General features: G+C 63.4%; 10 protein-coding genes. 3 read left to right on the forward strand and 7 right to left on the reverse strand.

The window, feature by feature from the left end; all coding sequences use genetic code 11:
• Window positions 1–98: 98 nt before the first annotated feature.
• Entirely contained in the window at window positions 99–1,658 is a 1,560-nt protein-coding gene (guaA, locus tag ABVV53_RS05870; protein WP_353983467.1) for a glutamine-hydrolyzing GMP synthase, read from the reverse strand.
• Between the two features lie 359 nt (window positions 1,659–2,017).
• On the reverse strand, window positions 2,018–3,442 hold the full coding sequence (locus tag ABVV53_RS05875) for a M20/M25/M40 family metallo-hydrolase (RefSeq protein ID WP_353983468.1): 1,425 nt from the start codon (window positions 3,440–3,442) through the stop codon (window positions 2,018–2,020).
• Window positions 3,443–3,575: 133 nt separating this feature from the next.
• Between ABVV53_RS05875 and gyrB the strand changes: the two genes are divergently transcribed.
• Together gyrB and ABVV53_RS05885 are read left to right on the forward strand one after the other, a co-directional pair.
• Window positions 3,576–6,077, forward strand: a complete 2,502-nt coding sequence (gene gyrB, locus ABVV53_RS05880; RefSeq protein ID WP_353983469.1) for a DNA topoisomerase (ATP-hydrolyzing) subunit B — start codon at window positions 3,576–3,578, stop codon at window positions 6,075–6,077.
• Window positions 6,078–6,084: 7 nt separating this feature from the next.
• Window positions 6,085–6,480: a metallopeptidase family protein gene (locus ABVV53_RS05885; protein ID WP_353983470.1), complete on the forward strand. Its 396-nt coding sequence runs from the start codon at window positions 6,085–6,087 to the stop codon at window positions 6,478–6,480.
• A gap of 41 nt (window positions 6,481–6,521) precedes the next feature.
• On the opposite strand, the gene ABVV53_RS05890 is transcribed toward ABVV53_RS05885, so the two are convergent.
• From ABVV53_RS05890 to ABVV53_RS05910, 5 genes are all read right to left on the reverse strand, one after another.
• The gene (locus tag ABVV53_RS05890; RefSeq protein WP_353983471.1) at window positions 6,522–7,865 is read right to left on the reverse strand and encodes a methyltransferase family protein; all 1,344 of its coding nucleotides are present in this window, start codon (window positions 7,863–7,865) and stop codon (window positions 6,522–6,524) included.
• Between the two features lie 64 nt (window positions 7,866–7,929).
• Window positions 7,930–9,279: an outer membrane protein assembly factor BamB family protein gene (locus ABVV53_RS05895; protein WP_353983472.1), complete on the reverse strand. Its 1,350-nt coding sequence runs from the start codon at window positions 9,277–9,279 to the stop codon at window positions 7,930–7,932.
• 25 nt (window positions 9,280–9,304) lie between these two features.
• Entirely contained in the window at window positions 9,305–10,066 is a 762-nt protein-coding gene (locus tag ABVV53_RS05900; protein ID WP_353983473.1) for a tetratricopeptide repeat protein, read from the reverse strand.
• Between the two features lie 134 nt (window positions 10,067–10,200).
• Window positions 10,201–11,352 carry a glycosyltransferase gene (locus ABVV53_RS05905; RefSeq protein ID WP_353983474.1) on the reverse strand — a complete coding sequence of 384 codons (1,152 nt, stop codon included), beginning with the start codon at window positions 11,350–11,352 and terminating at the stop codon, window positions 10,201–10,203.
• On the reverse strand, window positions 11,342–12,202 hold the full coding sequence (locus ABVV53_RS05910) for an alpha/beta fold hydrolase (protein ID WP_353983475.1): 861 nt from the start codon (window positions 12,200–12,202) through the stop codon (window positions 11,342–11,344). The genes ABVV53_RS05905 and ABVV53_RS05910 overlap by 11 nt, the downstream gene beginning before the upstream one ends.
• A gap of 319 nt (window positions 12,203–12,521) precedes the next feature.
• Here ABVV53_RS05910 and ABVV53_RS05915 point away from each other — a divergent pair, with 319 nt between their 5' ends.
• Window positions 12,522–13,943, forward strand: a complete 1,422-nt coding sequence (locus ABVV53_RS05915) for a succinylglutamate-semialdehyde dehydrogenase (protein WP_353983476.1) — start codon at window positions 12,522–12,524, stop codon at window positions 13,941–13,943.
• Window positions 13,944–13,955: the final 12 nt, after the last annotated feature.

Genomic DNA, 13,955 nt, shown 5'->3' on the forward strand with positions numbered 1-13,955 from the left:
GAAGTCTCACCGGACGATGTTCGGCCGAGTCGCTACCGGAAGCTAGCAAGTGCCCTGCTGCATGCTGGCGCCTAGCGCAACCAGCACCGCAAAACCGCTCACTCCCACTCGATCGTGCCGGGAGGCTTGCTTGTGTAGTCATAGACCACACGGTTGATGCCCTTGACCTCGTTGATGATCCGTGTCGCCACGCTGCTGAGGAAGTGAGCGTCGAAAGGATAGATATCCGCGGTCATGCCGTCAGTCGAGGTGACGGCCCGCAAAGCGCAGACGTTGTCGTAGGTGCGCCCGTCGCCCATCACGCCGACCGTTTTGACCGGCAACAACACCGCAAAAGCTTGCCAGATCGCATCGTAGAGACCGGCGTTGCGGATCTCCTCAAGATAGATCGCGTCCGCCTTGCGCAGGACGTCGCAGCGCTCGCGCGTGACTTCGCCCGGAATGCGGATCGCCAGGCCGGGACCGGGGAACGGATGACGCCCGACGAAGACCTCGGGCAAGCCCAACTCGCGGCCAAGCTCTCGCACTTCGTCCTTGAACAGCTCACGCAGCGGCTCGACCAGCTTCATGTTCATGCGCTCTGGCAAGCCGCCGACGTTGTGGTGACTTTTGATCGTGACCGAAGGGCCTCCGGTGAAGGAAACGGACTCGATCACGTCCGGGTAGAGCGTGCCCTGCGCCAGGAACTCGGCACCGCCGATCTTCTTCGCCTCGTCCTCAAAGACGTCGATGAAGGTCTTGCCGATGAACTTGCGCTTGGCTTCCGGATCGGTGACGCCCTCCAGCCCCTTGAGGAACAGCGTCGAGGCATCAACGTGGACAAGCGGAATGTTGTACGCGCCGCGGAACAGGCTGACGACCTGCTCGGCCTCGCCGCTGCGCATCAGTCCGTGATCCACGAAAACGCAGGTCAGCTGCTCGCCGATCGCTTCGTGGATCAGCACCGCCGCCACTGCGCTATCGACGCCGCCGGAGAGTCCGCAGATCACGCGGCCACTGCCAACTTGCTGGCGGATTTCCTCGATCTTGGTCTTGCGGAACTCTGCCATCGTCCAATCGCCAGTCATGCCGCAGACATGACGCACGAAGTTCTTCAGCAGCTTGGCGCCGTCGGGCGTGTGAACGACTTCGGGGTGGAACTGCATGGCGTAGATGCGCTTCTCATCGTTCGCGATCACGGCGAAGGGTGCGCCGGCGCTTGCCGCGACGGTGCGGAACCCCTCTGCGAGACGAGTAACCTTATCGCCGTGGCTCATCCACACTTGGTGGCGTTCGCCAACTTGCCATAGGCCGTCAAACAGCGCGCAAGTCTCTTCGATCTCGATGAAGGCGCGGCCGAACTCCCCGGAATCGCCCGCCAGAACTTCCCCGCCAAGCTGATGCGTGAGTGCCTGCTGACCGTAGCAGATGCCCAGCATCGGTCGGCCGCTCTCAAGAATGACGTCAGGAATTTGAGGGCCCCCGCTGTCGAGCACAGACGCCGGTGATCCCGAAAGGATCACCCCGACAGGGTCGAGGCGGGCGAATGCTTCGGCAGCCGTGGAAAATGGGGCAATTTCCGAGTAAACGCCCGCTTCGCGCACGCGCCGGGCGATAAGCTGCGTCACTTGACTGCCGAAGTCGACGATCAGGACGGAATCCGAAGGCTGGATGGTCATGCCCGCGGGTTAGTCTGCGGCGCCTAAAGTGTCCAGATGTGCGCTGAAGTGCGCCGACGCAAATGACAAGACAGGGCTCACTTGCAAAACGCGCAAGTTATATTGTTGCTTTCGCGATTGCGGAAATTACTAACCCTCCTATGTTGCATTTGCGAAAGGATGCGGCGCTAGAGACGCCGTGTTCAACGAACTGGAGGAAAGTGCCATGACCCTCGTCCACCGGACGTTCGGTCTCGCCGCGGCCTTGGGCGCTAGCGCCCTTGCGTTCGCACTCACCCTCGCCTGAGGGGGGCGACCCGAGACAAAAGCAGAGGCGGCCCGATGAGGGCCGCCTTTCTTTTTTTGGCCCCCGGATCAACTTACCGAGCAAGAGTCCGCACGAGATCGTGGAGGTAGTCGCGGGCGGTATAAAGCGCCTTGGCTTCCACTCGCTCGTTCAACCCGTGCGTGCCGTTGCCGTCCGGATCGGTCCAGACGCTAGGGATGCCGTATACGGGAATCCCCACCGCCGAGAGGTAGAGACCATCGGTAGCGCCCGTGGACATCGCGGGAATAACCGGAACATCCGGGAAATACTGGGCCGCAAGCGCCTCCACCGGCTTCACAATCGCCGGATCGAGCGGCGGCGACTTCGCGATCGGTTTGCCCTTCACGCGCTGCTCAATCTTGATCCCGGGATTACCGATCACCTGTGCCAGCACCGCCTGCGTTTCATCGGCAGTGTGCCCTGGAAACATGCGACAGTTCACGTTCGCGGTTGCCCGCTGCGGCAGAGCATTGAGGGCGTGCCCGGCATCCACTTGCGTCGCCACACATGTGGTGCGCAACATCGAGTGCAGCGCCTTGTCCCTGTCGACAATCGCCAGCGCGGCTTTGTCGTCAGGATTGGCCGCAAGAGCCTGCATCGCCTGTCCTACTTCACCACCACGTTGCTGGCCAGACTTGGTGAAGAACGCCCGCGTCACGTCGTTGAACTCGACCGGAAACTCATGCTCGTCGATCTTCAGCAGCGCCGCGGAGAGATCGTAGATCGCGTTGTCCGGCACTGGCTGCGAGCTGTGGCCGCCCGGATTCGTCGCCGTAAGAGCGAAATCCTGGTAAGCCTTTTCGCCGACCTGGAGCGTCTGCACCATGAGCTTGCCGTTGCCGTCAGTCCGGCCACCGCCGCCCTCGTTTAGGGCGAATGCCGCATCGATCAGGTCGCGCTTGTTTTGGGCCAGCCACTCGGCGCCGTTAAAAGCGCCGCTGGTTTCCTCACCACACGTAAGCGCCAGCTTGATCGTGCGCTGCGGCTTGTATCCGGTCTTGGCAAAGCGCGCGAGCGTGTCGACCCAGATCGCGGCCATTGCCTTGTCGTCCACCGCGCCTCGAGCGTAGTAGTAGCCATTCTCTTCGACGAGCTTGAAGGGATCGCGCTCCCAGTCCTCACGTTTGGCTTCCACCACGTCGATGTGGGCGAGCAGCAGCATTGGCTCGAGCGTGCCGGAGGTTCCGGGATAGATGGCAACGAGTCCACCGTCCTTGGGGTGCTCGGGCTTGGAGAACGGGATCAACTGGTCCTCGGTCATGCCGGCCGCCCTCAGCCTCGCGGCCATCTTTGCGGCCGCTTCGGTGCAACTGCCCTCGCTCAGCGTGGTATTGGTCTCAACCAGTTCCTTGTAGAGACCGAAGAACTCTTGCTGATCGGGGCGCAATGCGGTGCTCTGCCCGCCCGCCTGCCCGATCGCGACCTGCGGCAAGGCCAGCGCTCCCGCCAGCAGAAACGAAAGCGATTTCCTCAGCATCGGCAGCCCCTTGTCCGTGACGGTTGTGCTACATTGACGCAGCAATGCTCACGCGCGCAAGCCCTTGTGGAAAATGACCGCTTCAATGCCGGTTTTGCTTTAGTTTCGCGCCCCCTGACCCTATATAATCGATATGGCAAGCACCCCAGAGAACACGAAGAACACCAACTCCTACGGCGCGGAATCGATCAAGGTCCTCAAGGGCCTGGACGCCGTCAGGAAACGCCCCGGCATGTACATCGGCGATACCGACGATGGTTCGGGCCTGCATCACATGGTGTTCGAAGTCTCGGACAACGCCATCGACGAAGCGCTGGCAGGCCACTGCGACCTCGTCTTGATCGAACTCAATCCAGACAATTCCGTATCCGTGACAGACAACGGCCGCGGCATCCCGACCGACATCCACCGTGAAGAAGGCGTCTCGGCGGCCGAGGTCATCATGACTCAGCTCCACGCCGGCGGTAAGTTCGAGAACACCTCGGACGACAATGCCTACAAGGTTTCCGGCGGCCTCCACGGCGTCGGCGTGTCGGTGGTGAACGCCTTGTCCGAGTGGCTGGAACTCACGATCTGGCGCGACGGCGAGGAGCACTGGATGCGCTTCGAGCACGGCGACACGGTCGCGCCGCTTCGCGTCGTAGGGCCGGCGCCCGAAGGCAAGAAGGGCACTCGCGTTACCTTCCAGGCCTCCACCGAGACGTTCAAGAACGTGACCGAGTACGACTTCGACAAGCTTGAGCACCGCTATCGCGAACTCGCCTTCCTTAACTCGGGCGTACGCATCCTGCTGCGGGACAAGCGGCACGAGGAAGTGCTGGAGCATGACCTATACTATGAAGGCGGCATCGGCGCCTTCGTGAAGTATCTCGACCGCAACAAGCAGGCGCTGATGCCGGAGCCGATCGCCATCATGGCGGACAAGGACGGCATCGGCATCGAAGTCGCCCTGGAGTGGAACGACTCGTACTACGAGAACGTCCTCACCTTCACCAACAACATCCCTCAGCGAGACGGCGGCACACACCTTGCCGCCTTCCGCGCGGCGCTGACGCGCACGTTGAACAACTATGCCGAGCGCTCGGGTCTTCTCAAGAAAGAGAAAGTACAGCTCTCCGGGGACGACATGCGCGAAGGCCTCACCGCGATCGTATCGGTCAAGCTGCCCGACCCTAAGTTCTCCTCGCAGACCAAGGACAAGCTGGTCAGTTCCGAAGTGCGCCAGCCGCTGGAGTCGCTGATGGGCGACAAGATGTCAGAATGGCTGGAAGAGAATCCCGCCACAGCCAAGGCCATCATCCAGAAGGTCATCGATGCAGCCGCGGCGCGCGAGGCCGCCCGCAAGGCGCGCGAACTGACTCGGCGCAAGGGCGTGATGGACATCGCCAGCCTGCCCGGCAAACTTGCCGACTGTCAGGAGCGCGATCCCTCCAAGTGCGAGCTGTTCCTGGTCGAGGGTGATTCGGCTGGCGGCTCGGCCAAGTCGGGACGCGACCGCAAGATCCAGGCGATTCTGCCCTTGAAGGGCAAGATCCTCAACGTCGAGCGTGCCCGTTTTGACCGGATCATTTCGTCCAAGGAAGTGGGCACGCTGATCCAGGCAATGGGCACCGGCATCCGCGACGACTTCAACCTCGACAAGCTGCGCTACCACAAGATCGTCATCATGACGGACGCCGACGTCGACGGCGCGCATATCCGCACGCTGCTGCTGACGTTCTTCCACCGTCAGATGCCCGAGATCATTCGCGCCGGGCACCTCTTCATCGCCCAGCCACCGCTCTACAAGGTCAGCAAGGGCCGCTCGGAGGTCTACCTCAAGGACGACCGCCAGCTTGACCGCTATCTCGTGGACGCAGGCTCGCAGGGCCGTGTGCTTGAGACTGCAGGCGGCGGGCGCGGCGGCGCCGAGCTGCGGGAGCTGATCGACCACGCGATGGCGATGCGCAACCTGCTGGGATACGTTCCACGCAAGTACGACCTCGGCATTATCGAAGCTCTGGCTCTGGCTGGCGCCTTCGCGCCCGACCTCAACGACGCCGGCAAAGTCGCGGCTCTCACCGAGGCCGCTGCCTGGCTTGAGCGCGGCGATCCCGAAGCCAAGTGGACCGCGCGGCGCGGCGAGGAAGGCGCCTACGTGGTCGAGAGGCTATGGCGCGGCGTAACCGATCACCACATCATCGAAGCCAGCTTCCTCAGCAGCGCCGAAGCGCGTAAACTGGCGCGGGTCGCCGGGGAGCATGCAGCCGTCTACAGCACTCCCACCCGCCTGACCCGGGCGACGGCGGATGCCGCTGAACCAGAGCAGGCTTCAGAGAGCGAGAGCGAGGCGGAAGCGGCACCGGTTCGTGTGACCGATGGAACGATCACGCGCCCGACGCAGCTTCTTGATGCAGTGCTGGCGAATGGGCGCAAGGGCCTTTCGATCTCACGCTACAAGGGTTTGGGCGAGATGAACGCCGAGCAGCTCTGGGAGACGACGCTTGACCCGGACAACCGCATTCTTCTGCAAGTGAAGGTCGAAGATGCCGATGTGACGGACGAGATCTTCACCCGGCTGATGGGCGACATCGTCGAGCCCCGGCGCGACTTCATCCAGGAGAACGCACTCAACGTCGCCAACCTCGACGTGTGATAGCCGCATGAGCCGCCTCGGTTCCGCGCCCGACGCTGCCGCGTTCGAGAGGTTGGCCCGAGCGGCTTTCACCCGCATCCCGGAGCCTTTCGCTCGCCACCTGGAAGGCGTGCGAGTGCGAATCCAGGAGTTCGCCGACGACGAGACACTCCATGCGCTCGGCATCGCGGACGGGTGGGAATTGACTGGGCTTTATCACGGCCGACCGCTGGACCAGGAGTCGATCTGGACCTCGGGGGAACTTCCGCCGGTAATTACGCTCTATCGCCAACCGCTTCTGGCGGAATGGTGCGAGACCGGCGTGGGGCTTGAGGAGCTTGTCACTCACGTTGTGGTCCACGAGGTCGGCCATCATTTCGGCCTATCCGATGCAGAAATGCACACACTGGAGGCAGAAAGGTAGTCGCCGCCGCGGACAGCGGAGTTTGAGCGGTGCTCTCCGCGCTACTCCGCGGGGTGGAGCACAGCCGGCCTAGGTCGCGCTATACGGCTCAACATGGCCATAGAGCGTGTGATCAGCGCATGCTCAGCCATCCAGGCATGATACGCACGATAGTTGGGGTCCTCTGCCATAAGGTGCGCTTCCTCCGTTCGCGCGCGCCAGTAGTAGATGCCGCTGACCAGCGAAAGCATCACCGTGTTGCGCACCATGTCGGTCATCGAGCCGTTGGTCACGAGGAAAGGGAGCGTGGAGCACCACCAGAACAGGTTCTTTGACAAGTAGGCGGGGTGCCGGGTGTAGCGGTAAGGGCCGTGGGTAATCACGCCTCGGTACGTCAGGTTGGAGAAGCGAATGCCGAAAGCGACCGTAGCCCAGGCATAGACCGCGGTGAGGAACACCAGCAGCGCCGCCCACGCCCACAGCAACGGAGCGCTGCCAGCCAGCCAATACCCCCAGCCACCAATCGCCGCCTCGTAGCCCATCACGTCCGCCCGGCCCATCGTGCCCCAGACCAGCGGAGGGTAACACATCAGCGCGGCGACCCAGCCCGCCAGGAACGGGTTGCCGCTGCGAATGTGTGCATCAAGCGGGCGCAGGGTTAGCAAGTATCCCACGGTGCCGATCTGCACATCGACCAGGAACAGCGTTTCAAACAAGGTTTGCGCCAAGCGCACCGGGTCCGCGGCGGCCGCCAAATAGTCTGCCTCCACCACGGCAGCGAAGCCCGGTGGCAGTATCGAGATCATGAAGGCGCCGAAGAAACCCTTGATCGCCCAAGCCCGCCAGTGCTTGGCGACTTGCCCGCTCTCCCAACCTTCGCGACCGATGAGCATCGCGCCGAAGTGCCATGCGCTGTCCCGGGGATCAACGAGGTACCGGTCCAGCCAGATGACGTAAGGGACGGACAACAGGACCATCGGCACTGCGAAGACGCCGATCACTTCCATCGCAAACAGATACTGCCCGTCCCAGTACCAACGTCCCACGCAGTAGAAGAAGCCGATCGCTGCCCAGGTGGCCCAAAGGCCGACCACCTTGGTAACAGAAACCCTCAGCACATCGCGCATACGACGCTCTAGGCGCCAGTCTATCCCGGTGGAGGGGCGGCGATGCACTTTGTCTACCGCCAGCGACCATGCAATCATCGGCAGCGAGGTGAAGAGCAGCGTCGCTACCGCCGCATAAGGGCCGGACATTGGCGCACGTGGGCCTGGGATCGCCAATGCCTCAGCGATCAGGGCCCAGTTACGGCACACCGCGATCCACACGAACAGCCCAGCCACTCCGACCAGGCCGACTGCGGTGGAGACATCGCTTCGAGGACGGACCGAAGGTGCGCTGCTCATGGCGCCACTGGGTAGTGGCGAAAGGTTAAAACGCTGGCAACGACGCTACGACGCCGCCACAGGCCTACCGATAGGCGGTGATCGTGCCGCTATCGTCCAGCAGATAGAGCGTCTGATTTGCCACCACTGGCGGTAACGAGATCGAACCCTTCAGCTCTGCATACGGCATCAGCGTCCCATCGGCCGGGTTGGCATACGAAAGCTGCCCCTCCGAGTTGGCGACCCACAGGCGATTGCCGGCGAGTACTGGCCCCACCCAGAAGATCGGCCCCTTGCGCTTCTCTGCGTTACGGTAACGCTGCAGTTCATTCAGCCAGCGCACCTTGCCGGTACTGCGTGCGATCGCCAGCAACTGGCCGCGGTCGGTGAGGGTGAACACCCAGTCGCCCGCCACGGCCGGCGTCGAAATGCCTGCGAGGTTGAGTTCCCAAACCCGCTGGCCCGTGACCAGTTCGTAAGCGGCCATGCGCCCACCCTGACCGAGCGCGAAAACCCGGCCCCGGTCGATGATCGGATCGGCATCAACGTCGGTGAGGCTGCCCACTTCGGTGGAGATGGAAGTGCGGGCAAGGGCGTCTGACCAAAGCTGACGCCCGTTTTCGTAGCGGTAGGCGACGAGCTCGCCGGAGGAATAGCCCGCGACGATGGTGCCCTGCCCGGCAGCCGGTGCAGCCACGCCGAAGACGCCGGCTTGCGAGACCGAGGCCGATTCGTTCCAGAGCTGCTTGCCATCGGCAGCGTCGAGAGCAACGATCTGGTTGTCCTGCGTCATCACGTAGATGGCATTGAAGCCAATCGTGGGTGAGCCGCGCAGCGGACCAGCAGGCTTCACCCGCCACTTCTCGGCGCCGTCAGCGGCGCTGAGCGCGGCAACTTCGCCAAGTCCTGTCGTCACGTAGACATTGCCCGCGTCATAGCTGACGCCGCCACCGAAGATGGCGTTTTCATTTTCGCCGTCCGCGCCGAGAGCCTTGCTCCACAGCTTGGCTCCGGTGTCGGCGTTGAACGCGGTGACGACACCGCTGGTGTCATAGACGTAAAGACGCCCGTCGCCGATCACGGGCGCGGCGGCAAGGCGGCGCTTGTTGCTCGATCCCGCGACGTTAGCCGTCCACAGACGCGTCGGCGAATCGCCTAAAGCCAGATGGCCGTAGGCCTTGCTGGCCGTGCCGCCGGCCTGCGCCCACTCCGAATTGACCTCTTGCGGAGGCAAGATCACGGCGACGTCGGCAAGCTCGGGCGCAACTTTTGCGCCCGACTCGATCCGGGAGAGAATCGGAACGCGGTCGCCGACCGTCGGGGTCTTGGACGCATCGCCCTTGCCCCTGAAAATGCCGCAGCCCGATGTTCCCAACGCCAGCGCGAGAGCGAGAACCGGGAGGAGGCGCGAGCGCCTGCCATTGCTTGTATTCATGTCGTGAGCCTTGCCGGACAACTGCTTATTCTCCTTCACCGCCTGCTGGAGATGCATTATCCCCCGAGGCGCTCACGACATCGTCGATTGCGTCGTAACCGATTTGCCCGGCAAGTTGGCGTACGCGTGCGCGCAAGCCCTCCGGCTGCGTGTTGTCTTTCGCGATCTGCACCAGGAGAGGACCTGCCTGCTTGTCCTTGCCCTGCTTGAGATAAGCGATGCCCACCATCTCTCCGGCAACGCCGAACCAGGGGTTACCAGGCTGAACCAGGCCCGAGAGGCGATCAATCACCGTCTGGGGTGAAAGTTTATCGAAGGTCGCGGCGACCTCGCGCACGCGTGCCAGATCGCGCAGCGGCTTGGGTGCGCCCTCATCGGCGGCAACCTTGGAGTAGATGCCGGCGGCCTCGTCCGCCTTGCCCTGTTCGAGAGCAATCCCGGCCTGTGTGAGCTGCGCCAGCACGGCATTGCCGCGTTCACCTGCGGCAAGCGGAATGAGCTTCTTCTGCGCTTCGGCTGTATTGCCGGCATCAAGGTCGTCAAGCGCCAGGATCAACTGCTCTGCGCTCGCCTCAGCCTTCTCGTTGCGACGGTGATCCCAGTAGAGATACCCGGCAAAGGCGAGCAGCCCGAGCACGATCACTGCAAGCAGCGGCTTGCCGTAGCGGCGCATGAACACTTCCATCTTGTCCTGGCGCAAGGCGTCATCGACCTCGCGCATGAACACGCCTTGCTCAGCCGCATTGCGGCGGACAACGGCATCGGAATTCTGCGGTGGAACGGCCAAGTGAGGGCTTTCTGGTAACCTGATAATGCTGGCCGCGGTGTTTAGCGGATAGTCGCTGCTTTTCAACGACCATGATCGCTGGAGGAACGCGGCTGAAGCCTGGCTGAATGGGCGCCAGCAGGCGTTAGTGCCATTCAGGGAAACTGGGGCTTGCCAAGGGCACGGGCATAGACCTGCCGGTAAGCCTCGATCATCCGCCCCTCGTCGAAGTGCTTGGCGGCATGCGCGCGGTTGGCGCCGCCGATCGCGGCTCGTGCCGGTGCGTCCGCAGCCAGGCGGCTCAAGACCCGCGCGAGGGCGTCATCGTCGCGCGGAGCGCAGATGAATTCGCGATTCTCGGCAGCGACCATGTCGGCAACATCACCCACGTCAGAAGAGGCGACCGGCAACCCTGCCGCCATCGCCTCGATCACAGATATGGGGAATTGCTCGCTTTCGGAGGACAGTGCGAAGATATCGAACAGACCCAACGCCTTGGCAGGATCGGGCGCGAAGCCGGGCAAATGAACGCGGTGTGCGATCCCGCTCGCAAGCGCCTGCGCCTTAATCGCATCGCGCTCGGGACCCTCACCTAGGATAACCAGCTGCCACTCTTCCGGCAGCCCGGCAAAGGCCCGCACAAGACGAGGCAGGTTCTTCACTGCCCGCAGTCCGGCAAGCGTACCGACCCAGAACTCGCCGGGACGCTTGACGATGCGCGACAACGCATCCGGCGCGGGCTTCTTCTTGTAGGCGGCCAGCTTGATGCCGTTGGGTATCACCACCACTCGCCCCGCCGGCTGTTGCCACGCTCCGAGGGCGACCTTCTCCAGCTTTCGCGAGGGGACGACGAGTGCCGACGCACGTCCAAGAGCGATACGGCGATACCAGTTGCGCGTCGTCTTGAGCCGATCCGCCTCGTCCTCGTTGAAGCCGTCTTCGTGATGGACGAGCGGAGGCAAACCAACGAATTCGCGGAAGACGGTATGCGCCATCACCGCATCCATCGCGCCCCAGTTGTACGTGAGGATCAAATCATAGGGCTTCATCGCGGCGGCAATCCGCTGCAGACGCCCGGGCGTCGGCTTGCCAGACAAGCTCGGGAACGCCTCAGGGTAGGTGACGCGAATGCCGCGGTCGATCGCCGACGCGGCGCCGAGCGCTCCGGGCACTGCCGAGACGACGTCGTGCGCGATGCCGCGCCCGAAGGCGTTCATCAGCCGCGCCGCGCGCAGCTCCTTGCCGCCCCGATCGAAACTGGAGTGAAGATGCAGGACCCGCAAGCGCTCGCCTCTCTCAGCCGACACGGGCGAGCAGCCGGTCGATCGCCGCCGTGGCGACAGGCTCGGTGAGCATGGGCGCGTGCCCGACGCCGGGAACTGTCACCCCTTCGGCCTCAGGCAGACGGTCAAGCATCCGGGCGAGCGTCTCCTCGCTCAGCAGGTCCGACAAAGCGCCGCGCACGATGAGCACGGGCCGACCCGCAAGTGCCTCCAGAGCGGGCCACATGTCCGCCTGCTCGGCATCGGGATCTAGTGCTGTGAAAGCTTCGGCTATCTTCATGTCGTAGTCGAAGACGATGCGCGCGTTGCTGGACAAGGTCATCACCCGCTTGGCGGCGGCGATCCAGAACGGCAGGTCCTTTCCGGGATGAGCGCTTTCATGCACTTCTTCCATTGCTCGCGCCGCGTGAACCCAGGTGGGAAAGCTGCGCCCCTGCCCGACATAGCTCTGGATGCGCCTCAGCCCGGCAGGCTCAAGGCAGGGACCCACGTCGTTAAGCACTGCTCCGACGATCCGCTCCGGCGCCTGCAAGGCGAGCAGCATCGTCATCAGGCCGCCCAACGAGGTGCCGATCGCGACAAAACGGTCGATCCCGGCTTCATCCAGCAGCGCCAGCACGTCATCGACATATTGCAGCGGATTGTAGCTGGCTGCGTCCCGCGTATATTCGCTTTCACCCCGGCCGCGCATCTCCGGACATAATACGCGCCAGGTCGGCGAGAGGCGTTCCGCCAGTTCGACGAAATCGCGCGCGTTGCGGGTGAGGCCGTGCAAACAGACCAGCGGCGGGCGCGCATCGGAGCCAGGATAGTCCCTGTAGTGCAACTTCAATCCGTCCCGGCTTGACCAGAACCGATCCTCGTACCGCGTCATGCTTCGTGGCGCCCCTTGCTGCCTTCCGCCCGACGTTATCGGCGAGCGCCCGCTTGCACTATCGCGCGATGTCGGGCGATCCGCAAGCGAGTGGCCGCAAGAGCGCCCAAGTCGAACGCGCAGTAATTTCCACTGTCAGGCGCGGTACAGGCAGACGCCCGTAACGCTGTCCATCTCGGCTGACGGAGACGTCGTTAGCAACCCGGTAGGGAGTGTCATGGCATAGGGTCGGGGATCACAACGCGACCTAAGTAACGGAACATCAAGCCTAATGGACGGCACAGCGGCACACCCATCGGAGGTCGACAGAGCACGGAGTATGCTCCGCCCTTCGCCCGCGCCCGAGATCGTGTCCTATGAACCAGCTACCGGCGCGGAGATCTGGCGCCGCGCAATCAGCGATGTCGACGATCTCGTGAGCCGCGCGCGGCGCGCTTGGCCGGAGTGGGCCGCGCAGCCGCTTTCAACGCGCATGGAACTCGTGCGCCGCTTCGCCAATGAAGTGCGCAAGGAAACCGAGCGGCTCGCGACGACCATCGCACGCGAGACCGGCAAGCCGATGTGGGAAGCTCAGGCCGAAGTCGACAGCGTCCTCGCCAAGGTCGAAACGTCGATCCGCGCTTATGCCGAACGCACTGCGCAGCGCAGACTCGACAGTGCCATCCAGGGCACGATGGCCGTTCGCCACAAGCCGCACGGCGTGCTGGCGGTACTTGGCCCTTTCAACTTACCGGCCCACCTGCCCAACGCGCACATCATTCCCGCGCTGATCGCCGGCAACGCGGTCATTTTCAAAGCCAGCGAACACGCGCCCGCGACCGGGGAACTGCTGGCGCGCTGCTTCCATCGGGCCGGAATTCCGGCGGCAGTGATGCAGCTATGCGTCGGCGGCCCCGCGGAAGGTCAGAAGCTGGTCGTGCACGAGGGTGTTGACGGAGTCCTGTTCACAGGATCGGCCACCACCGGCATTGCCATCAATCACAAGCTATCCACACGGCCCGACAAGCTCGTGGCGTTGGAGATGGGCGGCAACAACCCGCTTGTGGTGTGGGACACGCCCAAGATCAGCGACGCTGCCGCCATCATCGTACAGTCCGCGTTCGCTTCCGCCGGGCAGCGCTGCACTGCGGCGCGACGGCTGATCGTCAAGTCCTCCATGTACGAGGCTGTCGTTGCTGAGGTAAAATCCTTGGCTGATCGCATCATCTTCGGCGCGCCTTTCGACACGCCCGCTCCTTTCATGGGCCCGGTGATCGATAACGCTGCCGCCGACGGGCTGAGCGAGAGCTTCGTCTATCTGCTCAGCCACGGCGGACGTGCGATCAAGCATCTGATCCGGCCGGACGAGTCTCTGCCGTTCCTCTCACCAGCGATGATCGACGTCACGGCGATGCAGGATCGCCCTGACGTCGAACTGTTCGGCCCCATCCTGCAGATCATGCGCGTCGACGATCTGGACGAGGCAATTGCCGAGGCCAATAACAGCCGGTTCGGGTTGGTTGCGGGTCTCGTCGGCGGCACACCGCAGGAGTACAATCGCTTCTGGGCCAACATCCGCGCAGGCATCGTCAACTGGAACCGCCCGACGATCGGCCCCGCTCATGCTGCACCGGTCGGAGGCATCGGGCTCTCCGGCAATCATCGCCCGACCGGGTACTATGCGGCGGATTACTGCGCCTACCCGGTCGCCTCGGGCGAAATGGAGCAGCCGCGCGCCACCATCGGAGTCGGGCTTCGGTAGGAGCCGCTCACC

It is taken from the genome of Novosphingobium kalidii (assembly GCF_040534015.1).
GTDB classification, from domain to species: Bacteria; Pseudomonadota; Alphaproteobacteria; order Sphingomonadales; family Sphingomonadaceae; genus Novosphingobium; species Novosphingobium kalidii.